The sequence below is a fragment of the Salsipaludibacter albus genome (assembly GCF_019798055.1).
GTDB lineage: Bacteria > Actinomycetota > Nitriliruptoria > Nitriliruptorales > Nitriliruptoraceae > Salsipaludibacter > Salsipaludibacter albus.
Genome location: NZ_JAHOPH010000006.1, coordinates 80,309 through 102,432 on the forward strand (window position 1 = coordinate 80,309; position 22,124 = coordinate 102,432).

General features: G+C 72.7%; 19 protein-coding genes and 1 tRNA gene. 2 read left to right on the forward strand and 18 right to left on the reverse strand.

The features are described from left to right. The 9 genes from KR546_RS05455 to KR546_RS05495 all read right to left on the reverse strand — a co-directional run bounded on the left by KR546_RS05455 (position 1) and on the right by KR546_RS05495 (position 11,798). Complete coding sequence (locus KR546_RS05455; RefSeq protein ID WP_238443693.1) at positions 1 to 1,716, reverse strand: NAD(P)-dependent oxidoreductase; 1,716 nt, start codon at positions 1,714 to 1,716, stop codon at positions 1 to 3. Positions 1,717 to 1,867: 151 nt separating this feature from the next. Next, positions 1,868 to 5,368 (reverse strand): transcription-repair coupling factor, encoded by a 3,501-nt coding sequence (gene mfd / locus KR546_RS05460; protein WP_238443694.1) that lies wholly within the window; start codon positions 5,366 to 5,368, stop codon positions 1,868 to 1,870. A gap of 144 nt (positions 5,369 to 5,512) precedes the next feature. Then, on the reverse strand, positions 5,513 to 6,151 hold the full coding sequence (locus tag KR546_RS05465; RefSeq protein WP_238443695.1) for a DUF4191 domain-containing protein: 639 nt from the start codon (positions 6,149 to 6,151) through the stop codon (positions 5,513 to 5,515). Further along, positions 6,148 to 6,771 carry an aminoacyl-tRNA hydrolase gene (pth, locus tag KR546_RS05470; protein WP_238443696.1) on the reverse strand — a complete coding sequence of 208 codons (624 nt, stop codon included), beginning with the start codon at positions 6,769 to 6,771 and terminating at the stop codon, positions 6,148 to 6,150. The genes KR546_RS05465 and pth overlap by 4 nt, the downstream gene beginning before the upstream one ends. Then, on the reverse strand, positions 6,768 to 7,487 hold the full coding sequence (locus KR546_RS05475; protein WP_238443697.1) for a 50S ribosomal protein L25: 720 nt from the start codon (positions 7,485 to 7,487) through the stop codon (positions 6,768 to 6,770). Before KR546_RS05475 ends, pth begins: the two co-directional genes overlap by 4 nt. Positions 7,488 to 7,715: 228 nt before the next feature. After that, complete coding sequence (locus KR546_RS05480; RefSeq protein WP_238443698.1) at positions 7,716 to 8,480, reverse strand: energy-coupling factor ABC transporter ATP-binding protein; 765 nt, start codon at positions 8,478 to 8,480, stop codon at positions 7,716 to 7,718. Next, positions 8,477 to 9,244, reverse strand: a complete 768-nt coding sequence (gene cbiQ, locus KR546_RS05485; protein WP_238443699.1) for a cobalt ECF transporter T component CbiQ — start codon at positions 9,242 to 9,244, stop codon at positions 8,477 to 8,479. The genes KR546_RS05480 and cbiQ overlap by 4 nt, the downstream gene beginning before the upstream one ends. 1 nt (position 9,245) lies before the next feature. Next, complete coding sequence (locus tag KR546_RS05490; RefSeq protein ID WP_238443700.1) at positions 9,246 to 10,205, reverse strand: energy-coupling factor ABC transporter permease; 960 nt, start codon at positions 10,203 to 10,205, stop codon at positions 9,246 to 9,248. A gap of 102 nt (positions 10,206 to 10,307) precedes the next feature. Next, positions 10,308 to 11,798 carry a sulfatase family protein gene (locus KR546_RS05495; RefSeq protein ID WP_338019098.1) on the reverse strand — a complete coding sequence of 497 codons (1,491 nt, stop codon included), beginning with the start codon at positions 11,796 to 11,798 and terminating at the stop codon, positions 10,308 to 10,310. A gap of 157 nt (positions 11,799 to 11,955) precedes the next feature. Between KR546_RS05495 and KR546_RS05500 the strand changes: the two genes are divergently transcribed. Next, positions 11,956 to 13,440 carry a DUF5719 family protein gene (locus KR546_RS05500; RefSeq protein WP_238443701.1) on the forward strand — a complete coding sequence of 495 codons (1,485 nt, stop codon included), beginning with the start codon at positions 11,956 to 11,958 and terminating at the stop codon, positions 13,438 to 13,440. 65 nt (positions 13,441 to 13,505) lie between these two features. Here the strand turns inward: KR546_RS05500 and KR546_RS19575 are convergent, their stop codons facing one another. Further along, positions 13,506 to 14,051, reverse strand: coding sequence for a TetR/AcrR family transcriptional regulator (locus KR546_RS19575; protein ID WP_238443702.1), 546 nt, complete (start codon positions 14,049 to 14,051; stop codon positions 13,506 to 13,508). A 126-nt stretch (positions 14,052 to 14,177) separates the two neighbouring features. Here KR546_RS19575 and KR546_RS05510 point away from each other — a divergent pair, with 126 nt between their 5' ends. Next, entirely contained in the window at positions 14,178 to 14,567 is a 390-nt protein-coding gene (locus KR546_RS05510) for a VOC family protein (protein ID WP_238443703.1), read from the forward strand. A 4-nt stretch (positions 14,568 to 14,571) separates the two neighbouring features. Here KR546_RS05510 and KR546_RS05515 read toward each other — a convergent pair whose 3' ends face one another. From KR546_RS05515 to KR546_RS05550, 8 genes are all read right to left on the reverse strand, one after another. After that, entirely contained in the window at positions 14,572 to 15,558 is a 987-nt protein-coding gene (locus KR546_RS05515) for a ribose-phosphate diphosphokinase (protein WP_238443704.1), read from the reverse strand. Positions 15,559 to 15,713: 155 nt separating this feature from the next. Next, a complete protein-coding gene (gene glmU / locus KR546_RS05520) occupies positions 15,714 to 17,162 on the reverse strand; it encodes a bifunctional UDP-N-acetylglucosamine diphosphorylase/glucosamine-1-phosphate N-acetyltransferase GlmU (protein ID WP_238443705.1) in 1,449 nt (482 codons plus the stop codon). Positions 17,163 to 17,278: 116 nt separating this feature from the next. Beyond that, complete coding sequence (locus KR546_RS05525) at positions 17,279 to 17,731, reverse strand: universal stress protein (protein WP_238443706.1); 453 nt, start codon at positions 17,729 to 17,731, stop codon at positions 17,279 to 17,281. 111 nt (positions 17,732 to 17,842) lie between these two features. Then, entirely contained in the window at positions 17,843 to 19,246 is a 1,404-nt protein-coding gene (locus tag KR546_RS05530) for a cation:proton antiporter (RefSeq protein WP_238443707.1), read from the reverse strand. Between the two features lie 114 nt (positions 19,247 to 19,360). After that, positions 19,361 to 19,951 carry a TIGR03086 family metal-binding protein gene (locus tag KR546_RS05535; protein WP_238443708.1) on the reverse strand — a complete coding sequence of 197 codons (591 nt, stop codon included), beginning with the start codon at positions 19,949 to 19,951 and terminating at the stop codon, positions 19,361 to 19,363. Between the two features lie 127 nt (positions 19,952 to 20,078). Continuing rightward, the gene (locus KR546_RS05540) at positions 20,079 to 20,639 is read right to left on the reverse strand and encodes an Ltp family lipoprotein (RefSeq protein WP_238443709.1); all 561 of its coding nucleotides are present in this window, start codon (positions 20,637 to 20,639) and stop codon (positions 20,079 to 20,081) included. Positions 20,640 to 20,887: 248 nt separating this feature from the next. Next, positions 20,888 to 20,962: transfer RNA gene (locus KR546_RS05545), tRNA-Gln, on the reverse strand. 137 nt (positions 20,963 to 21,099) lie between these two features. Beyond that, the gene (locus KR546_RS05550; protein WP_238443710.1) at positions 21,100 to 22,074 is read right to left on the reverse strand and encodes a 4-(cytidine 5'-diphospho)-2-C-methyl-D-erythritol kinase; all 975 of its coding nucleotides are present in this window, start codon (positions 22,072 to 22,074) and stop codon (positions 21,100 to 21,102) included. Between the last annotated feature and the right edge of the window lie 50 nt (positions 22,075 to 22,124).

The window sequence follows — 22,124 nt, forward strand, 5'->3', positions numbered from 1 at the left end:
TCACTCGTCGAGGAGGTAGACCGGCTCGCGGTAGTAGCGGATCGTGCCGGCGAGGTGGCGCCGTCGCAGCCGCTCGTGCAGGTCACGGTTCTTGTCCTCGACCGACCGGTCGTTGCGGAGCCACGACAACGGCAGGTCGAGGTGCAGCACCCGGCCGGGCACGACGAAGCGGGTGACGCCGGCCGGCAGCAACTGGCCCGAGCGGGCCGCCAGCAACACCTGCTCGACCGTGAAGGGGGGATACACGACCAGCATCTCGAGCTCGGGATAGTCCACCCGCACCGTGTCCAGGTCGCGCTCCATCGTGCGGGTCACCTCGGCGGCCTCCCCGTAGGCACGCATGGTGGCCTCGGCCGCCGCGAACCGGTTCAGCCCGGGCTCGGCGATGACCACGGCCGCGCGACCGTCGGGTGACAGCAGGGCGCAGACCCCGCCCAGCTCCAGCAGTCGATCCCGGGCCACGGCCAGGTCGCAGGTCACCAGCGACAGCCCGTCGACCGTGCCCAGCGCCTCGGTGACCACGCCCCAGTCCCCGCCCGTGAGGACGTGGCTCCAGGTCTCCAGCGCGAGGTCGTCGTCGACGTCGACGACCTGGACGACGATGTGGGGATGCCCGGCCCGGCGCAGCGCCTCGGACCGCGTGGCGCCGTCCAGCACCACGAACTGGTCGTCGACCCGGGTCACGATCGGCGGGTTGCGCAGGATCGCCTCGTCGTCCAGGCGACCCGCCAGCTCCTCGACCCGTCGCGGGTCGTGTGCCTCGTGTGGCGTGAGCCGTTCCACCTCCACGACCCGCAGGGGCAGCACCGTCCGGGGGTCTGCGTCGGCCAGCAGGTCGACCACCTGGTCGGCGACGTCGTTGGCGGCCGCCTCCTGGGCATCGACGGTCGACGCACCCAGGTGGGGTGTCGCCACCACCCGGTCGTGGCGGGCGAGGCGTGAGTCGACCGCAGGCTCCTCGGCGAACACGTCCAGGGCGGCCCCGGCGATGGACCCGTCGTCCAGTGCAGCCATGAGCGCGGCCTCGTCGACGACCGAGCCGCGCGACGTGTTGATCAGCCACGCGGTCGACTTCATCCGGGCGAGGAAGTCGGCGTCGACCAGGCCGACGGTCTCGTCGGTGGCCGGGACGTGCAGGGTCACGAAGTCGGCCCGGTCGAGCACGTCATCCAGGTCGAGCGCCTCGACCCCGGCCTCCAACTCCAGCTCGGGGGTGGACCGACGCTGGTTGGCGACGACCTTCATGCCGAACGCCGCCGCCCGGTGCGCGACCGCCCGGCCGATCCGGCCGAATCCCACGATGCCGAGGGTCTTGCCGGCGATCCCGGTGCCCAGCAGGGCCTTCTTCTCCCAGCGCCCCTCCTTGAGGGCCGCATCCGCCCGCGGGACGTTGCGGGCCAGCGACAGGATCAGTGCCAGGGTCAGCTCGGCGACCGCGATCGTGTTGGCGTCGGGGCTGTTGACCACGTGGATGCCCGAGGCGAGCGCGGCCTCGACGTCGATCGTGTCCAGTCCGGCGCCGGCCCGCGCGATGACGGCGAGGTTGGTCGCCCGGTCGAGCACCTCGGCCGGCAGCCTGGTGGCGCTGCGCACGACGATCGCCTCGTAGTCGGCGATGGTCTCGCGCAGCTCGTCCGGCGACTGGTCGGTGCGCACGTCGACGTCGAAGTGCTCGGACAGCCGGTCGACGCCGCTGTCGGCGATGGCGTCGGCCACCAGGACGCGCGGGCGCCGATTGGGTCCGTCGGGCTGATGGGGCGCGGCAGTCACCAGGTCACGTCTCGAGGTCGCGGACACGGCGGGGACGACGTCGTTGGCGTCCCCTCATGCCGGGACGGTAGTCGACCCAGAGACCCAGACCTCGTGTTCACCGGGCGAACAACGACCGCAGTTCTCCGGCGACCCACGCGACGAGGTCGTCCGGCGCCGGGGACGGCACCGGGATCTCCACCCGCTCCCCCGACACCGAGGCGTGGCGATGGCGTCGGTGCAGCCGGACCTGCTGGGAGTCGGCCAGGGTGACGGGCGAGATCCGCAGGAGCGGCTTGCGCCCCCCGGCTCGCGCCACCGCCACCTCGGTGACCCCCCAGCGCCGCATCGCCGCCCGCAGCGCCGCCAGGGTCAGGACCCGCTGTGCCGCGGCGGGCAGGGGCCCGTAGCGGTCGCGCAGTTCGTCGGTCAGGGACTTCACGCCGGCCGCGTCCCGGATGGCGGCGATCCGCTTGTACAGGTCGAGGCGCTGGTGGTCGTCGGGGACGTAGTCCGCCGGGAGGGTGGCGTCGACCGGCAGGTCCAGGGTGATCTCGACCTCCTCCTCGACCGTCTCGCCCGTGAGGTCCGCGACCTCCTCCTTGAGCAGCTCGGTGTACATGTCGAAGCCGACGGCAGCGACGTGGCCGGACTGCTCGGACCCGACGACGTTGCCGGCGCCCCGGATCTCGAGGTCCCGCATGGCGATCGACAGTCCGGACCCCAGCCGGGTGTGCTCGGCGATGGTCTTGAGTCGTTCGTAGGCCGGCTCGGTGATGGAGGTGCCCTCGGGATACAGGAAGTAGGCGTACCCACGGGTCGCCGAGCGACCGACCCGCCCACGCAGCTGGTGCAGCTGGCCCAGGCCCAGCATGTCCGCGCGCTCGATGATCAGCGTGTTGGCGTTGGGGATGTCCAGGCCGGACTCGATGATGGTCGTGCACACGAGCACGTCGTACTCGCGCTCCCAGAACTTGACCATCACCTCCTCCAGGGCACGCTCGTCCATCTGTCCGTGTGCGACCGCGACCCGGGCGTCGGGCACCAGCTCGCGGAGGTGGTCGGCGGCCGTGTGGATCGTGTTGACCTGGTTGTGGAGGTAGAAGACCTGGCCGTCGCGCAACAGCTCGCGCCGGACGGCCAGGGTGACCTGGCCCTCGTCCCACGGCTGCACCAGGGTCGTGATCGGCTGGCGCTCCTCCGGCGGGGTCTCGATCACCGACAGGTCGCGGATGCCCGCGACCGCCATCTCCAGCGTCCGCGGGATCGGGGTCGCCGACATGCTCAGCACGTCGACCGAGGTCCGCAGCTGCTTGAGCCGCTCCTTCTGGGTCACGCCGAAGCGCTGCTCCTCGTCCACCACGACCAGCCCGAGGCGCTTCCACTCCACCTCCTTCGACAACAGCGCATGCGTGCCGATCACCAGGTCGACGGTGCCGGCCGCGACCCCGTCGAGCACCTCGCGTCGCTCGGCGTCGGTGATGAACCGCGACAGCATCGCGACGTTGACCGGGAAGCCGGCGAAGCGCTCGCGGAAGGTCTCGAAGTGCTGCTGGGCGAGGATCGTGGTGGGCACGAGGACGGCGACCTGGGAGCCGTCGAAGATCGCCTTGGCGGCAGCGCGCACCGCCACCTCGGTCTTGCCGAACCCGACGTCGCCAGCCAGGATCCGGTCCATCGGCAGCGGTGCCTCCATGTCCTGCTTGATCTCGTCGATGACGGTGACCTGGTCGACGGTCTCGACGTGGGCGAACGCGTCCTCGAGCTCGCGCTGCATCGCGCCGTCCGGCGCGAACGCGGTCCCGGCGGCGTGCATCCGGGCGGCGTAGAGGCGGATCAGCTCACCGGCGATGTCGCGGACGGCGCCGCGCACGCGGTTCTTGGCCTTCTCCCACTGCGCCCCGCCCAGTCGCATCGGGCGCGGCGTGTCGCCACCCTGGTAGCGGGCGATCGCGTCGACCTGGTCCGACGGGATGTACAGCGCATCGCCCTTGGCGTACTGCACCACCACGTAGTCCCGGGTGACCTCGCGTCCGTCGACCCCGTTGTAGCTGCGCGTCACCAGCCCCTGGAACGTCCCGACCCCGTGGGTGCGGTGCACGACGGCGTCACCGGCCTCCAGCCCCGCCACCGTGTCCAGGGCCTTGCCGCGGGCACCCAGGCGCCGGCCGGCGCGCCGGGTCCGGCGGGGACCGAACAGGTCCCACTCCCCCAGCACGACCAGCCCGAGCTGCTCGGAGCTGAACCCGCGTCGCAGCGGGGACGGGGTGAGGGCGACCCGGGTCTCGACCGCGTCGGGCGGGACGCCGTCCGGGTGCAGCCGGGCCGGCACGCCCGCCTGGCCCAGCACGTCGGACAGGCGACGGACCGGACCGAGCCCGGCCGTCGAGGCCGCCACGCGCAGGCCCTGGGCCATCCAGTCCCGGGTGCGCGCCGCGATGGCGTCGACGTCGCCCTTGAACGAGTCCAGCGCCATGCCCGGCAGGCGCGTCGCCCCGAACGCCGGCAGGTCCCAACGGCGCCCGGACACCCGTTCCAGCATCTGTTCCATGGACGCGAACCCGGCAGAGCCGAACCGGGTCATGCCCTCGGGCAGGTCCCACGCGACCTCGGCCAGGACCTCGGCCTCGTCGATCACCTTGGCGGCCCGGTCGCCCACCAGCATCGGGTCGGCGATCGCCACGCCCGCCCCGTCCGGGAGGAAGTCCGGCAGCAGGTGCGGGTCGTGGTGCAGCAACGTCACCAGCGACTCGGCGCCCTCGAAGGCGACGCCGTCGGCGAGCTGCTCCAGTGACCCGGCCAGCGAGGGCAGCGTCACCGCCAGCCGGCCGGCGCGCTCGCGCAGGTCGTCGTCGATGACCAGTTCGCGGGCCGGATCGACCGTGACCTCCTCGATCTCCTCGACGGAGCGCTGGTCACTGATCCCGAAGGTGCGCAACTCCTCGATGTCGTCACCGAAGAACTCGACCCGGATGGCCATGTCGTCGTTGGTCGGGAACACGTCGACGATCCCGCCGCGGACGGCGAACTCGCCGCGCTGGGTGACCTGGGTCGTGCGGGCGTAGCCCAGCCGGACGAGTTGCTCGGCCAGGCCGTCCAGCCCGTCGGCGAAGTGCCGGGACAGGTGCAGCGGCCGCCGGCTCGCGAGCCGCGGGTCCATGGGCTGGAGCACGGCCCGGATCGGGGCGACCACCGCGGCGAGCGGGCGGGCGGACCCGTCGGCCGCCGCCACCAGCCGGTCCAGCACGTGCAGCCTCGCCCCGACGGTGGCCGGCTGCGGGGACAGGCGCTCGTGCGGCAGGGTCTCCCACGACGGGAAGAGGGCCACCACGTCCTCGCCGAGGTAGGCGCCCATCGCGTCGACGAGCTCCTCGGCGTCGGAGGTGCGCGGCGTGACGACCAGCAGCGGCGTCGCCTGCTCGGCCAGCAGGCTGAGCCAGTAGCCCCGGGCGGGCTCGGCCGGCGCCACCACGTCGTCGAGGAACGCATCGGCAGCCAAGGCACGTCCGGCCCGCAGCAGGCTCGCCAGCGGGCCGTGCGCCAGCCCGGGGTCGTCCACGTCCTCGATGGAGCGTGGACGGGCGGCCGCAGCCGGCGACGGGGTGGGGACATCCGTCATGGGATGGTCATCCAGGGGTCACGACCGAAGCGGCACCACGCCGGGCGTGGGGCCGTCACGATCTCGATGAGGTTGTGTCGCGGACGGTCGACGTCGAGTGTGCCGATCCCGGTCACCGGTGGCCGGGAACAGCACACTCGACGGTCAGCGCATCTTCTTGCCGGGCTGGGGGATGTAGCCCTTGGGCATCGGGAGGTCCCGGTCCAGGGCTTCCAGCTCGCGGGCCAGGCGGGGGACGTCCCGCTTGCCGAGCTCGCGCGGCAGCTTGTTGAGGGTGACCTGGAGCTTGTCCAGCGAGGTGTCCTTCGGACCGTTGCCGACCGTGATGACGTGCAGCGGGGTGTCGCCGACGATCCGCTTCATCCGGGTGCGCTCCTTGGTCAGCAGGGGCTTGAACCGGGTCGACTTGCCCTCGGCGACCAGGATCACGCCGGGGCGCCCGACCACGCGGTGGACGAAGTCCTGCTTCTTGGTGAACGCGACGGCCGGGCGCACGAACCACTGGCCGCGGGCCGCGTCGAGGACGGCGGCGGCCGCACCGGGCCGCCCCTCGATCGAGGCGTACTGGGCCGACTGGGCCTGGCGGCCGAAGACGACCATGCCGACCAGCGCGGCCAGCAGCGCCGCGGAGGCGACGATCCAGTACAGGCCCGTCAGCACCGAGGCCACGATCCCGGCGACCAGGATGACGGCGACCGGGACGAACACCAGCCACGGCAACCGGGGGTTGGCGGCGTGGGCGATCTGCCACGCCTGGCGCATCTGTTCGAGTCGTTCCCTCATCGCGGTTCCAGGTCCAGTGCGTTGTAGTGGTTCTGGGTCGGTTCGAGTCCATCGGTGGCCAGCGCCTCGACGGCGTCGGCGGCATGCTCGATCACCACGTCGACGACCTCGCGGTCCCGGGGCGGGAAGCGCTTGAGCACGTGGTCGCGGGCCGGCTGTCGTCCGGGCGGCCGCCCGATGCCGATCCGCACACGACCGTAGTCGCGGGTGCCCAGTGCCCGATCGATGTCCTTGAGCCCGTTGTGGCCCCCGTGCCCCCCACCCTGCTTGACCCGCATGCGCCCGACCGGCAGGTCGAGCTCGTCGTGGACCACGACCACGTCGGCCGGGTCCACGTCGTACCAACGGGTCGCGGCCTGGACGGGGCCACCAGAGGCGTTCATGAAGGTCGACGGCACGACCAGGGCCAGGCGCGGTCCCGCCGACAGCGTGACCTCGACGGTCTCCGCCCCGATCCGCTTGTTGCGGTCCAGGTCACGGTGGTGCCGTCGGGCCAGCAGCCGGACGGTGTCGGCCCCGACGTTGTGCCGGGTGCCGCCGTAGTCGGACTCGGGGTTGCCCAGGCCGACGACCAGCACACGCCGGTCGTCGGTGGGGTCCCGGTCGGACGCCGGGGTCACTCGTCGGCGTCGCCGTCGCCCTCGGCGTCCGCACCACCCTCGGCCTCGTCCCCGCCCTCGGCGGGCTCGTCGCCCTCGGCGACCAGCTCGGGCTCGGCCTGGTCCTCCTCGATCCCGGCGCCCTCGGCGAGCTCGTCGAGCTCCTCCTCGGACATCGGGGCGGTGATCGTCACGATCGTGACGTCGTCCTCGAGTTCGAACTCGGCACCCTCGGGCAGCTGGTCGGCCAGGTCGGACATGCGGCGGACGTCGCCGATCTCGGTGCCGGCCAGGTCCAGGACGAACTCCTGCGGCACCTCGAGCGGGCGGACCCGCAGCGGCACCGTGTAGAGCACCAGGTTGATGATCCCGCCGTTCTGGCGCGGGTCCTCCTCGTTGGCGAGGTGGACGGGGATCTCGGCCGTGATCTGCTGGTCGCGGCTGACCGCCTGGAAGTCGACGTGCATGACGTCGCCGCGGACGGCGTGGCGCTGCAGGTCCTTGACGATGCTGAGGTGGGTCTCGCCCTCGACCTCCAGGCGGATCAGGACGTTGCGCCCGGCGTCGGTGTGGAGGGCGTGGTACAGCTGCAGCGCGTCGACGTCCAGGGCCGTGGGCTCGACGCCGTGGCCGTAGACGATGCCGGGCACGCGCCCGGTCTTGCGCAGGCGGCCGGAGGCGCCCTTGCCGTGCTTGGTGCGGGTGCTGGCGGTCAGTTCGATCTGCTTGGAAGCCATGGTGGCGTCGCTCCTGGGGTGAAGTTCCCCGTCATGGGTCGGTCACCACGCGCCACCGGACGGACCGGCGGGGATGCGGCGGCGAGATGTCACGCGGGGTTGCGTGCCGGGGGCGAGCGGCGGTCGATCGTTCGACCGGTGACTCGCGTGGGATCGGACGGGCACGCGTCGAGCCCGCGACAGGCGGGCCGTCCGGGAAAGGGTACCGGAGGGCCACCCGTCTGGCCTTCAGCGTCTGGGGCGGGCGGTGGTCGGGGCCTGCCAGCCGAAGGGCGGGTCGAGGCGGTGGCGGCGCAGCAGGTCGAGGTCGCCGAGCACCGCCGCGACCGGACCGTCGGCGTGGACCCGGCCGTCGTCGACCACGACGGCGCGGTCGCAGGTCCGCGCCACGAACGGCAGGTCGTGGGTCACGACCAGCTGGGTCACCGGCAGGTCGTCGAGGACGTCGGCCAGCTCGTGGACGCTGGCGGGGTCCAGGCCGGCGGTCGGCTCGTCGAGCACCAGCACGTCGGGCCGCATCGCCAGCACCGTGGCGATGGCCACCCGGCGTCGCTCCCCACCCGACAGGTGGTGGGGCGGACGATCGGCGACCCCGTCCATCCCGACGGCGTGCAGTGCCTCGGCGACCCGGTGGTCCAGTTCCGCGCCCGCCAGGCCGAGGTTGGCCGGCCCGAAGGCGACGTCGTCGCGGACCGTCCCCAGGAACAGCTGGTCGTCCGGGTCCTGGAACACCAGCCCGACCTTCTGGCGGACCTCGGCCAGGTGATCGCCGACGACCAGGCCATCGATCTCGACCCGCCCGGACTGGACCGGGTGCAGACCGTTGCAGTGCATCGCGAGCGTGGTCTTGCCCGCACCGTTGGGGCCGAGCAGCGCGACCCGCTCACCGGCCGCCACGTCGAGGTCGACACCGTCGAGGGCCGGCGTGCCGTCGGGGTGGACGAACGACAGGTCCCGGATCCGGATCGCCGGAGTCGTCGGGCTCGCGCTCACGCTGCCACCACCAGGGCCACCACGACCACGGCCACCGCGGCGGCCGCCCACGCGCCCGCCAGCGCCCACATGCCGGGGGTCGCCGCATCGTCGTGGAGCCGCGGCATCGTCCCGGTGAACCCCCGCGACTGCATGGCGAGGTGGACCCGCTCCCCGCGTTCGTAGGACCGCACGAACAGGGCCCCCGACGCGGTCGCCAGTGGCCGGACCTGCCACAACCAGCGCGGATCGTGGCCCCGCGCGGTCATCGCCGCCCGCATCCGACCGAACTCGGCCGCGACGACCTCGAGGTAGCGCAGCATGAACGACGCGATCGCGGTGATGGTCGGCGGGACCCGCAGGCGGTCCAGCCCACCGAGGAGGCGAGGCAGCTCGGTGGTGCCGGCCAGCACGATCGACGCCGTCACCCCCAGCACGGAGCGGACGGCGATGGCGAGCCCGGTCCGGGCGCCGACGCTGGACCAGGTCACCGGCCCCCAGGCCATGTCGTGGCCGCTGGAGACGAACGGCACCAGCAGGCCGAAGACGACGAACGGGACCACGACCAGGACACGGGTCGCGACGAACGCTGGCGGCAGGCGGGAGGCCACCAACGCGACGCCCATCAGGACCGCCAAACCGACGAAGGCCCACGGCGCGGTCGGCGGTGCCACCGCGACGGCGACGGCGAACACGACCGTCGCCACGATCTTGACGTGCGGGGCGAGGTGGTGGACCACCGAGTGGCCGTGGACGTGGAGGGGATGGCTGTGCCGTACGCCCACGTCAGCTGAACCGGCGACGGCCGGCCAGGGCGACGCCCGAGGCCACGGCCAGGGTCACGGCGACGCCCGTGAACCCGGCGAGGGCCAGGCTGACCCGCTCGTCCGCGACGCCCGCGGTCGCGTAGTCGGCGAACAGCGACGATCCGAGCGCATGGTCCTGCGCCTGGGTCGCGAACCCCTGCTCCTGTGCGACCGTCTCCAACCCGTCGGGGTCGGAGCCGGCGAACTGGCTGACCCCGCCGGCGACCAGCAGGGTGACCACGGCTGCGCCGACCACGAACCGGCCGATCGAGGCACGGCTGGAGTCCTGCACCTCCATGCCGTCGGCACCGGTCACCAGGTCAGGACGTGACGCCAGGACGGCGGCCACTACCAGGCCGGTGATGACACCCTCGCCGATGCCGATCAGGCCGTGGACGCCCACCATCGCCGTGAACACGCGGTCGAAGGGCACCGGGGCCGATGCCCCGAACAGCCACTCCAGCGAGAAGGCCATGGCGGACAGCACCACCGACGCGAAGCCGGCGATCCCCGCCGCGGTCGAGATGCCGACCCGGGTCGCGGGCAGGAACCTGCGGGCGAGTCGGAACACGGCCCACCCACCGAAGGCGGTCACCAGCGCCATGTTCAGCACGTTGTAGCCCAGCGCGGTCAGTCCCCCGTCGGCGAACAGCAGCGCCTGGACCACCACGACCACGCTCACGACCAGGGCCCCGAGCCATGGACCGAGCAGCACGGCGGCCAGCGCCCCACCGAGCAGGTGGCCGGTGGTGCCGGCCGCGATCGGGAAGTTGAACATCTGCCCGGCGAACACGAAGGCACCGGTCAGCCCGGCCAGCGGGATCGCGCGATCGGCCAACGCGTCCCGGGTCCGCCGCAGCGCCACGCCAATGCCGGTCACCGACACCACCCCGGTCGCCACGGCCGTGCCGGCCGTCAGGAACCCGTCCGGTGCGTGCATGTCGGTCCTCCACCCCGCCTGGCCATGGGAGTTGCTTGTTGCGAATCATTCGCAACAAGCCTACCGACGGTCCCCGACCGACGACAGGGCCGGAGGCGGCGGTCAGCCGGGTCGGCGCCTCGACGACCGGGGCGGCTCGTCAAGGCCGGCCGGGGTCGGCTGGTCGGGATGGGGGCGGTCCCCGAGCCGCGCCTGTTCCCGCCACAGCGCGACCTCCAGGTCGGCGCGCAGGTCGGCGTGGTCCGGGTCGTCGGCCAGGTTGTGCAGCTCTTCCGGGTCGTCCTGCAGGTCGTAGAGCTCCCACTCCGCCGGGTGGGTCGCGTCGCCGGTGCCGGGCAGCCCGAGGCCGTCGTTGTAGTAGTGCACGAGCTTGTGGCGTCGGGTCCGCCAGCCGTAGTGGGCCGGTCCGTGGTGGTGGCCGTCGTCGTGCTCCCAGTAGCGGTGGTAGACGCCGCCGGCGGGAGGTTCGCCGGGTCCGTCGACGAGGTCGCCCCAGAAGCTGCGCCCCTGCATCCGGGGGTGTGGTGGCACGCCCGCCGCCTCGCACAGGGTCCGGGCCCAGTCGACGTTGGTCACCAGCCCGTCGTGGACCCGGCCGGCGTCCAGCAGGCTCGGGCAGCTCAGCACCAGGGGCATCCGGATCGACTCCTCGAACATCAACCGCTTGTCGAACCAGCCGTGGTCACCGAGGAAGAAGCCCTGGTCGGACGAGTACGCCAGCAGCGTGTCGTCGAACTCGCCCCGTTCGCGCAGCCAGTCGATGACCCGGCCGACGTTGTCGTCGATCGCGTCGACGCAGGCCAGGTAGTCCTGCATGAAGCGCTGGTACTTCCAGACGGCCTCGGCGTCCGGCGACAGGCCCGCCGGTGGATCCTCCCCGAGGTCCTCGCGGGTGAGGTGATCGGCGATGCGCATGGTGGTCCGGCGCACCGAGGCGGAGCGGCCAGCGAGGTCGTCGTCGAACGTCGCGGGCACGGGGACCGGCTCTCGACGCCGGGCGCGATCCTCCTCCTTCGGGACCCACGGTCGGTGCGGCGCCTTGTGCCACACCAGCACGCACCACGGCCGGTCGTCCGGCAGGCCCTCGACCCACTCCATCGCCAGGTCGGTGATGACGTCGGTCGCGTAGCCCGGCACGACCCGGCGTCCGCTGGCCGACAGGAACGTCGGGTCGACGTACTCGCCCTGGTCCTCGAGGACCTCCCAGTGGTCGAAGTGCTGCGGATCGTGCGCGCCGCCGTGGCCGAGGTGCCACTTGCCGATGATCGCGACCCGGTAGCCGGCGTCGCGGAGCCGGTCGGTGAACATCGGCTGGGTCGCGTCGATCGGGGTCGACAGCGTCCGGACCCCGTTCACGTGGCTGTGGGTCCCGGTCAGGATGCTGGCGCGGCTGGGTGCACACAGCGAGTTCGTCACGAAGCAGTTGTCGACGCGCCACCCGTTCGCCGCGACCTCGTCGATGCGGGGCGTGGTGGTGACCACCGAGCCGTAGCACGAGATCGCGTGCGCAGCGTGGTCGTCGGCCAGCATCAGCACCATGTTCGGCCGGACGGGCTCGCCGCGCTCGGCAGCGGTCCGTGGGGCAGGCGGCACGAGGTCCTCCTGGGTTCGCGGGGGCGCCCGTCGACGGTAGGAGCGGCCAGCGGCACGAGCCGGCCGGCCGGACACCTGCCGGAGTCTCCGGGCCGCGCGGCCCGGCCTAGCATCGGCAGGTCTGCCCCACCGGACACGGACGAGGAGGGATGGAGGCATGGACCGCCGTTCCGTCCTGCTCCGGATCCTCGTCCCGGTGCTGGTGGCCGCCGTCGCCGCCGGGGTCATGCTGGCGGCCCTCGCCGGCCGCGACGACCGACCACCCGCGGACCAGCCGGTGGTGACGCCGTCGACACCCGCCAGCCCCACGGCACCGTCGTCGGACGCGTGGTTCCCGCTGGCCGACTGCCTCCCACCGCGCGGCAACGTCGACCGAACGGACCTGGTCGTGGCGGTCCCGGGCAGCGCGACCGGCCCGGCCGAGGTCCGGGTGGACGCCCTCCGGGAGCCGGGCCCTCCGGTCACCACGACGATCGCCGCCGGAGGCGTCGCGACCCTGCCGGTCACGCCACCGACCGCCGCCGTCCAGGTGGCGACGGTCGACACGGACGTCGACCCCGTGGTCCACCAGGTCAGCAGGTTCCCCCGTGGCCCGGCAGGCACGGTGGCCGGGCCCTGTCCGACGACGCTGGTCGACGACGTGGTCTTCCCGGGTATGACCACGGCGGACGGCACCCAGGCGACCATCACCCTAGCCAACCCCTCCGACCGGGAGATCGTGGCATCGATCGAGCTGCTGACACCCGACGGTCCGGAACTGCCCGGCTACAGCCAGGTGGTGCCGCTCGCGCCTGGCGCGGCCACCGTGTTCTTCGTCACCGACATCGCCCCCGACCTGGCCGACCTGGGCGTGCGCGTCCGGGTCGCCGACGGCGCCTTCGCGGCGGCCGCCATGGCGGCACGGCCCGGTGGCGACGAGGTCACGGGGCGGACCTGGGTGCCGGCGCCGGACGGCCCGTCGCCGGCGTGGGTGGTGCCGTGGGTGGTCACGGCCGGCGACCCGGCGGCCGGGCTGGCCGACGCCGGACAGGAAGTGGCGGGGCCGGTCGAAGGCTGGCTGTGGATCGCCAACCCGGGCGACACCGCGGCCACGGTCGACGTCGACCTGGTGACGTCGGACGGGCTCCGCCCGCTCGCCGCGCCGGTGGGGCCGGTCGCCCCCGGATCGGTGGTCCGGGTCGACGTCGGCCCCGAGGTCGACGGGATCACCGGCGACGTCGGGGCGAGGGTCACCGCCGACCCCGGGGTCGTGGTCGGCAGTGGTGGGGAGGTCCGGTCCGGCGCCGACCGCGGGGGCATCGTCGCCGGTGCGGGTGTGCCCGAGCCCGGGTCGTCGTGGGTGGTGTCCGGTCCGGCGGGACCGGATCGTCGCCAGCTGCTCACCGTCGCGAACCCGGACGACACCGCGGCGACGGTCGACGTCACGATGGTCACCGACGTCGACGGGCCGGTGTCGTCGGGGACGACCGTCCCGGCCGGCTCGACGGCCACGGTGGAACTCCCCCCGACGGGGGACGCCACCACCGTGACCGTGTTCGTCGAGGCGCCGGACGGCGCCGTCACCACCCAGCTGCGCTCGGCCCTGACCGGGTCGGGCCCGATGGACGTCGTCGCCGTCCAGGCCGCACCCGCCGCCGAGTGACGTCGGGCGGGGATCCGGGCCCGTCCGGATCGCCGAGGGATGGACGCTCGCCCTCGCGCGGGGGTTCAGTCGTCGCCCGGACCCAGCACGGTGTCGACCAGGCGCGCGACGTCGGCAGTGGCGAGCGGCGTGGCAGTCATCAGCCGTCGGTAGACCACCGCGCCGGCCAGCGCGAGCGCGGCCAGGGTCGGGTCCACGTCCCGGAAGGTGCCCGCCTCCACCCCGGCGGCCACCAGCTGGACCAGCGCCTCGCGTCGATCGTCGTTGTCGGCATGGAACGACTCGGCGACCGCCTCGTCACGCTCGGCCGCCTCCACGAGGGCCGGCACGACCGCCGACTGGGCCGGGTCGGCCATGGCCTCGGCGAGATGCGTCACCAGGTCGACGACCAGCGCACGCTCACCCCGGCCGTCCCGCGTCGTTCCCGGACCGGAACGATGGTGACGCAGGGTGTCGGCGACCAGGTCCTGTCGGTCGGTCCAGTGCCGGTAGATCGTGCTCTTGGCGACGCCGGAGTGTTCGGCCACGGCCTCGACCGTCAGGCCGGCCACGCCGTCCGCGGCCAGCAGTTCCAGCACGGTCGCCCGAACGCGCTCGCGGGTCCGTGCCACTCGCGGATCCTCGTCGTCGACCACGGTCCAGCCTCGTTGGTTGCGAATCGTGCCTCGTCTTTCGTACGGTAGCGTTCTCCAACGAAACGGTTACGTTCTGAAAAGGAACCGACCCGAGGAGACCTCATGGACACCGTGTCCGTCCGGATGATCGTCGACGACGTCGCCGCCGCCATCGCGTTCTGGGAACGCCACGCCGGCCTGTCGGTCGAGATGCACCCTGCGCCGGGATTCGCCATGCTGTCCCGCGGCAGCCTGCGACTCCTCCTCAACCGGCCGGGTGCCGGTGGTGCCGGCGCCGAGGCACGGGACGGGACTGCGCCCAGCCCCGGCGGGTGGACCCGGGTGCAGGTGCCCACCACCGACCTCGACGCCGCCGTGACCCGGCTCCGCGCCGACGGGGTGACCTTCCGCACCGACGTGGTCGAGGGCACCGGCGGCCGACAGGTCGTGGTCGACGACCCCGCCGGCAACGCCGTGGAGTTCTTCGAGCCGGCCGACGAGCAGCCGAACTGACCGGTCACATGTTCTCGCCGGCGAAGAGCTCGGACACGGAGGCGTCCTCGAACACGGCCCGCAGGGCCGACGCGACGATCGGGGCGATCGACAGGACGACCAGTTGGTGGGGGCGACGCTGCTCGGGGATCGGGATCGTGTTGGTGACGACCACGGCCTCGATGTCGGCCTCGTCCAGGCGCTCCTTGGCCGGACCGGACAGGACCGGGTGGGTGGCCAGGGCGAACACCCGGCGGGCGCCACGCTCCTTGAGCATGGTCGCGGCGCCGCAGATCGTCCCCGCCGTGTCGATCATGTCGTCGACGATGACGCAGTCCATGCCATCGACCTCACCGATGACCTCGCGGGTCTCCGACACGTTGGACTGGGTCGGGTCCCGGTGCTTCTGCATGATCGCCATCGAGCAGCCCAGGTGCGACGCGAACTTCTCGGTCAGGCGGACCCGACCGGCGTCCGGCGACACGATGACCCGGTGCACCGGGTCGGTGTTGCGGGCGATCCAGCCCTCCAGCAGCGGCATGGCGGTGAGGTGGTCGAAGGGGTCGTCGAGGAAGCCCTGGATCTGGCCGGTGTGGAGGTCGACCGACATCAGGCGGTCCACACCGGCACTGCGGAACATGTCGGCCATCAGCCGGGCCGCGATCGCCTCGCGGGCGAGCGTCTTCTTGTCCGAGCGCGAGTAGCCGAAGAACGGCATGACCGCGACGATCCGCTTGGCCGACGCCCGCTTGAGGGCGTCGATCATGATCAACTGCTCCATGATGAAGTCGTTGATCGACGGGCCGTCCGGGACCGTCAGGTGGGACTGCAGCACGAAGGCGTCGGCGCCGCGGACCGATTCCTCGTAGCGGGCGTACAGCTCGCCGTTGGCGAAGGTCTCCAACCGGACCTTCCCGATCCGCATGCCGAGGTGGTCGGCGACCTCGCGGGCCAGCTCCGGGTTCGACGACCCGGAGAAGATCATCATCCGCTTCCTGGTGACGACTTCCATCGTGATCCTGGGTGCGGGGGACGATCTTCAGGGTCGGCCCTGGTGCGGGCTCGGTGCCGCAGGGTAGAGCCTCGCACCACCGGTGGCCGGCCGGGTTCCTGGAGGGTGTGCCGATGCCGTGCGCACAGGCACGACAGCGGCACGCGATGCGGGTTTCAGTCGGCGTCGTGCTCGGCCCGGCGCTGGTCGGCCCAGCCCTCCTTGACGGTCTGGCGGGCCCGGGCGATCGCCAGTGCACCGGGTGGCACGTCCTCGGTGACGGTCGACCCCGCCGCGACGAACGCGCCGGTGCCGACCGTGACGGGCGCCACCAGCATCGTGTCGCAGCCGACGAACGCCCCGTCCTCGACCGTCGTGTGGTGCTTGTCGAAGCCGTCGTAGTTGACGGTCACCGCACCGCACGAGAAGTTGACGTCCTCGCCCAGCGTGGCGTCGCCGACGTAGGACAGGTGCGGGACCTTGCTGCGTGCACCGATGGTCGCGTTCTTGGTCTCGGCGAAGGCACCCACCTTCCCGTGGGGGCCCAGTTCCGTGCCGGGACGCAGGTGCGCGAACGGGCCGACCTGGGCGTCCGGACCGATCGCGACGGTGTCGCAGACCGATTGGCGCACCCGGGCGCCCGCAGCGACCTCGGTGTCGTGCAGCTCGGTGTGCGGGCCGACGACCGCCCCGGCCGCGACGTGGGTCGCACCGGTCAGGAGGCACCCGGGCAGGATCGTCGCGTCGGGCTCGACGTCCACTGTCACGTCGATCCAGGTGGCCTCGGGGTCCATGACCGTCACGCCCGACGCCATCATCTCGTCGAGGTGGCGCCGACGCAGGGCCTGGCCGGCGCGGGCCAGCTGGGCACGGTCGTTCACGCCGGTCAGCTCCACGGCGGGTGCGGTCACGACGCGGACCTCGCGACGCTCGGCGACCAGCAGGCCGACGAGGTCGGTGACGTAGCGCTCGCCCTGCTCGTTGTCGGTGCCGATGGCGGCGACCCGGTCGGCCAGGCCGTCGTGGTCGAACACGTACATCCCGCCGTTGACCGACCGGATCGCACGCTCCTCCTCGGTGCAGTCCCGCTCCTCGACGACGCCCAGCACCGCGCCGTCGGCGTCTCGGACGATCCGGCCGTAGCCGGTCGGGTCGTCGAGCTCGGTCGACAGGATCGCCGAGGTCCCGACCGGCTGGTCGGCGAGGCGAGCGAGGGTGGCGGCGGTCAGCAGGGGCGCGTCGCCGTTGACGACCAGGACCTTGTCGGCCGCGTCGATCGCCGACAGGCCCACCTCGACGGCGTGGCCGGTGCCGTGCTGGGGCTGCTGGACGACCGTCACCACGTTGTCGAGCCCGCTGTCGCGGGCGTGGGCCGCGACGTCGTCGGCCTGGTGCCCGACGACCACGACGATCCGTCCGAGCCCGAGCGGCGCCAGCACGCCCAGCACGTGGTGGAGGAGGCTGCGACCTGCCACGGGGTGCAGGACCTTGGCCGTGTCGGACCGCAGCCGAGTGCCCTTGCCGGCCGCCATGACGATGGCGGCGACGTGGCCCCGGGGCGGGCCGTCCGCAGACGGGTCGCCGGTCGGCTCGGGGGGCTGGTCGGGGGGCAGGTCGGCAGACATCGGGGACTCCTGGTCGGTCTGGCCCGACGGTAGCCAGCGACCCGGTCCGGGCGACCATGCGCGCACGGCCACCCGGCGGGGCCACCGGGGGCCCCGCCGGGCAGGCGCCCCGTCCCTCAGGCGGCCCGTGCGGCGGAGCGGGCCGATTCCTCACCGACCACCAGGACCGGGCAGTGGGCGTGGCCCACGACGCCGTGGCTGGTGGAACCGAGGACCAGCCCCGCGAAGCCACCGCGGCCGCGGGACCCGACCACCAGCAGGTCCGCGCCCTGCGACAGGTCGACCAGGACGCGTGCGGGCGAGCCCTCGACGACCAGCGGCTCGATCACCACGTCCTCCGGGAACGAGGCCAGCACCTCGTCGAGCCGCGCCGCGGCAGCGTCCTCCACCTCGGTGCGGGTCGGGAGCTGGCTCACGCCGTACTCGAGCCCACCCCAGTAGATGGGCGGCGACCAGGCGTGCACCGCCTCGACCATGGCGTCGCGCAGGCGGGCCTCCTCCAGCGCCCGGGCCAGCGCGGCCCGCGACTGGTCCGAGCCGTCGACTCCGACGACGATGCGTGCAGTCATGACGTCCCTCCTCCGGTGGGGATGACTCCATCGTGTCGAGGCAGGAGCACGGCGACGAGGGCCGCCCGGCCCGAGGCGACGGACCGAACGGCCCGGCCGGGAGGACAGGTGTCAGCCGACGGGGCCAGCGCCGGGCCGAGGGCCGAGCGAGGTCCCGGCCCGCGCCGCCACGCTGGGCGGTGCCACCGATGCGTCGTCCATCGCTGGCTCGGACAGGCCGCGACGCTGCAGGTCCGCACCCGACAGCAGCGGCCAGCCCCGGCGCAGGACGTGGTCGAGCCAGAAGCCACAGGCCTGCGAGGTCAGGACGGCGGTGAGCACCAGCGTCGTGAAGAACGGGGCGTTGATGATGCCGGCGTCGAGGGCGACGCTGGCCAGCACGATGCCCGGTCCGCCTCGGGCGTTGCAGGTCACGCCGAGGTTCACCAGGTCGAGGCCACGGAACCCCGCCAGCCGGGCCGAGCCGCCGATCGAGAGGATCACGACCGTCGACGTCCCGACCAGGAACAGCACCAGGACGAGCGGGTCGAAGGCCGACTGCAGGTCGATCCGCAGGCCGACCAACGCGAAGTAGATCGGGATGAACACGGCCGTGGAGACGTGCTCGACGGAGTCCAGTGCCTCTCGGTACCGCTGGCGCTCGTCCCCGGCGAAGCCCCCGACGATCCCGAACCCGGCGAGGAAGGCGCCGAAGACCATGGTCACGTCGAGCACGGCCGCGACCGCGACGTAGCCGAACAGGACCGCGACCACCCACGACACCGGCGAGCGGCGGGCGATCACGTTGCCCGGCAGCCGGGCCAGTCGGCGCAGCAGCGTGGGCGCGACGAACAGCCCGACCAGCGTGTAGGCGAGGTTCACGCCGACGTGGGTGGTGATCGTGCCGGCCAGTGCGCCCTCCCCGGCTGCCACCGTCGCGGTCGCGAGTGCGGAGGCGATCGAGAGCACGCCCCACAGCATGATGTCCTCGAACACGGCGGCGCCGAGGATCAGGCTCGCGAACCGGGTGTGGAGGATCCCGAGGTCGTGGAAGATCTTGGTGATCACCGGGATCGAGGTCACCGCCGTGGCGATGGCGAACACCAGCACGACGGCCCCACGACTTCCGGCCTCGCCGACGAAGCCGTCGATCGGCAGCCAGGGACTGGCACCGAGGGCGAGGAGGAACGGCAGCGGCGTCCCGAGCCCGAGGATCCACGCGGTGGGGGCGCGGTTCTCGCGGCTGAGGACGTGACGGACCGAGAAGCCGGACACGAACATCAGCAGGAGCAGGCCGAGGTGGTACATGAACGCCAGCACGGTGCTGGTCGGGTCCCCGCCGCCGGACCCGAAGATCGCCTCGGCCGCCTCGGGTGCGAGGTGGCCGAACAGCGTGGGCCCGAGGACGATCCCGGCCACGATCTCGCCCACGACCTTGGGCTGGCGGAAGCGGCGGAAGAGGTGGCCGAACCCGATCGACCCGAGCAACAGCAGCACCAGGGCAAGTGCGACCGACCCCAACTCCCCGTCCGACACCTGCGCCCTCCCCCACGCGATCCCAACCTGACCACGTCCTCCTCGGACGCTACGGACGACGCGCGACGTGCAGGAGGTACAGATGTCCCGAGTCCTTCGGCCCCGCGGTCGGTGTCAGGCCGTGGGCGACCAGCGCGGATCACGACCTGCCAGGGCGAGCACGCGTTCCAGCGGGGACGCGTCGTCGTCCACCTCGACGACCGGCCCGAACAGCCCCTCGCGGGCGTCGGCCATCTCCGGTGCGGCCGTGGCCTCCACGAAGCCGTGCACGGCGGGCAGCAGGTCCGGGTCGACCGTGAACGGCTGGCCCGTCGCCACCGCGAGGTCCCAGCCGTGGAGGACCACCTCGTCGAGCGCGACGACACCTGCCTCCTCGCCCGACAGGTCCAGGCCACCAGCACGCGTCGTCCCGGTCCACGCCTCGGGCGACTGCCAGGCGGCGGCGAGCGCGTCCAGCCGGGTCGGGATCTCCTCGCGCCAGTCCTCCGGCAGGTTGGCGGCGTCCATGGGCGGCGGCGGACCGTCGTCGCCGGCCGTCCTGTCCGCCGCGCGGGTGAACGCCAGCGCGAGCATCCCCATGTGGTCGAGCAGGGCGCCGACCGGCATCTCTGGGCACGGCGTCGGGGCGTCGAGCTGGTCGTCGTCGACCCCGCGGACGACGGCGGCGAGCTGGTCGGTGGCGGGTCGCAGGTCGAGTGCGGGCATCGGGCGTCTCCGGTCCAGGGAAAGCATCGGTCACCCGGTCAGACGAACGCCACACCCCGAACTCATCGCCGCGTCCACCGCGTCGGATGCCCGGACACACGCCCGGGCAGGTTGCTGGCCGTCAACCTCAGAGACCGAGTTGGTCGACCGCGTAGGTGGCCTGGTCGACGGTGAACTGGCCCCCGTACTCCGAGGACAGCTGGTCGATCAGGCCCTGTCGCGAGAACGAGGAGAAGTCGAGGTACGCCTCGGCCTCACGCACGGCCTGCTCCTTCCAGTCGATGTCGAGTTGGTCGACGGCCCACTCGGCGTCGGCGAGGTCGTACTGACCGCCGTACTCGGACGACAACTGGTCGATCAGACCCTGCCGCGAGAAGCCGGAGAAGTCGATGTAGTCCTGCGCCTCCTCCAGGGCGTTCTGCTGGGCGAGCGTCGCCCCATCGGGGACGGCTGGGGCCTCGGCTGCGGGCTCGGGCTCCTCAGCCGCCTCGACGGTGACCGTCTCCGTGACCGTCTCGGTGACCGTCTCGGCGGGCTCAGGCTCCGCCTCGATGGTCACGGTCTCGGCAGGCTGAGGCTCGGCCTCGACAGTGACGGTCTCGGCAGGTTCCGGCTCTGCGGTCACGGTCTCGATGACCGTGACCGTCTCGACCGGCTCCGGGGACTGCTGCGCGGCAGTCGCAGACACCTCGGCGGGATCCTCGTCGCTGCCACCAGCCATGGCCCCGACAGCACCGACCAACAGCGCAACAGCGATGATGCTGGCGAGCAACCAATAGCGGCGAAGCAAGGACGGCTCGGATGGGCTCGAGTCGGTGGGCCCTGGCGGCTCATGTGGGTTGGTCTGGGCCGTCATCTACACCTCGTCGGCGGTCGTCAGCAATGTTCAGGCAACGGTCGGGAGCTCGCCGTGTCGACCGATCAGTGCATTCCGGGTGGCTGGGGGGCAGGGGATCGAACCCTGAATGCCGGCTCCAAAGGCCGGAGTGTTGCCGATTACACCACCCCCCAGGGAGTCGCCTGGGCGACGCCGGGGTGCGGCAGGATACTGCCACGCCCGAGGGATCCGGCCGACCATCCCGCCGCATCGGTCACGACGACGTGTCGGTCCCCGACGACCCACGCCGACGACCGGACGCCAGCGCGCCTCACTCGCGGTGGATCGACGGACCCCCGGCCGGGGACTTCGCGACCTCGACACGGTCGAAGCGGTCGGCGGCCATCCCGGCCAGCTCGTGGGCATGGGCGGCGTCGGCGGCCAGCGCGACGACGGTCGGCCCCGACCCGGACACGATCGAGCCGAGCGCGCCATCGACCAAGAACTGGTCGACGCCCTCGGCCAGGTCGGGCCGCAGCCGGAACGCCGCCGCCTGCAGGTCGTTGTGCAGGCTCGCCCCCAGCAGCTCGGCATCGCCGGTCCGGACGGCCTGCAGCACCTGGTCGGGGTGCATCTCGAACGCGGTCTCGAGCTCGTCCCACTGGGCGTAGACCTCGGGCGTGGCCAGGGGTTCGGCCGACATCCCGATCACCCAGTGGAACTCGCCACGGCACAGCACCTGCGCGGTCGCCGTCCCCGTCCCGGTCGCCAGCGCGGTCCCACCCGACACGCAGAACGGCACGTCGGCGCCCAGGTCGGCGGCCAGTTCCTGGACCTCGGCACGGTCCAGGCCGGCCTCGAGCACGTCGTTGATCGCCAGCAGGGTCGCGGCTGCATCCGCGGATCCCCCGGCCATGCCGGCTGCCACGGGGATGTCCTTGTCCAGCCGGATCGACAACCGGGGTGTCGCCGGACGTCCCAGTCGCACCGTTGCATCCGGATCGGCGGACACGCCCTGCAGGCCGAGGTGCTCGAGGAACCGGTGCGCCGCGCGGACGCACAGGTTGTCGACGCCGATCGGCACCCCGGCGATCTGGTCGTGGTCGAAGGTCACCGCCACCTCGCGCAGGGAGGGGTGGCGCTGCCGCAGGTCGGGGGACGCGGACACCCGGACGCGGTCACGCAGCCACACGGTCTGCAGGATGGTCACCAGCTCGTGGTAGCCGTCCTGGCGCAGGCCGCGGACCGCCAGGAACAGGTTCACCTTGGCCGGCACGCGGACCGTGGCAACCGTGTCCCGACCCACCGACGCTCCTCGTCTTCGCCCCGGGCAGGGTAGACCCGCAGGCTCGAAGC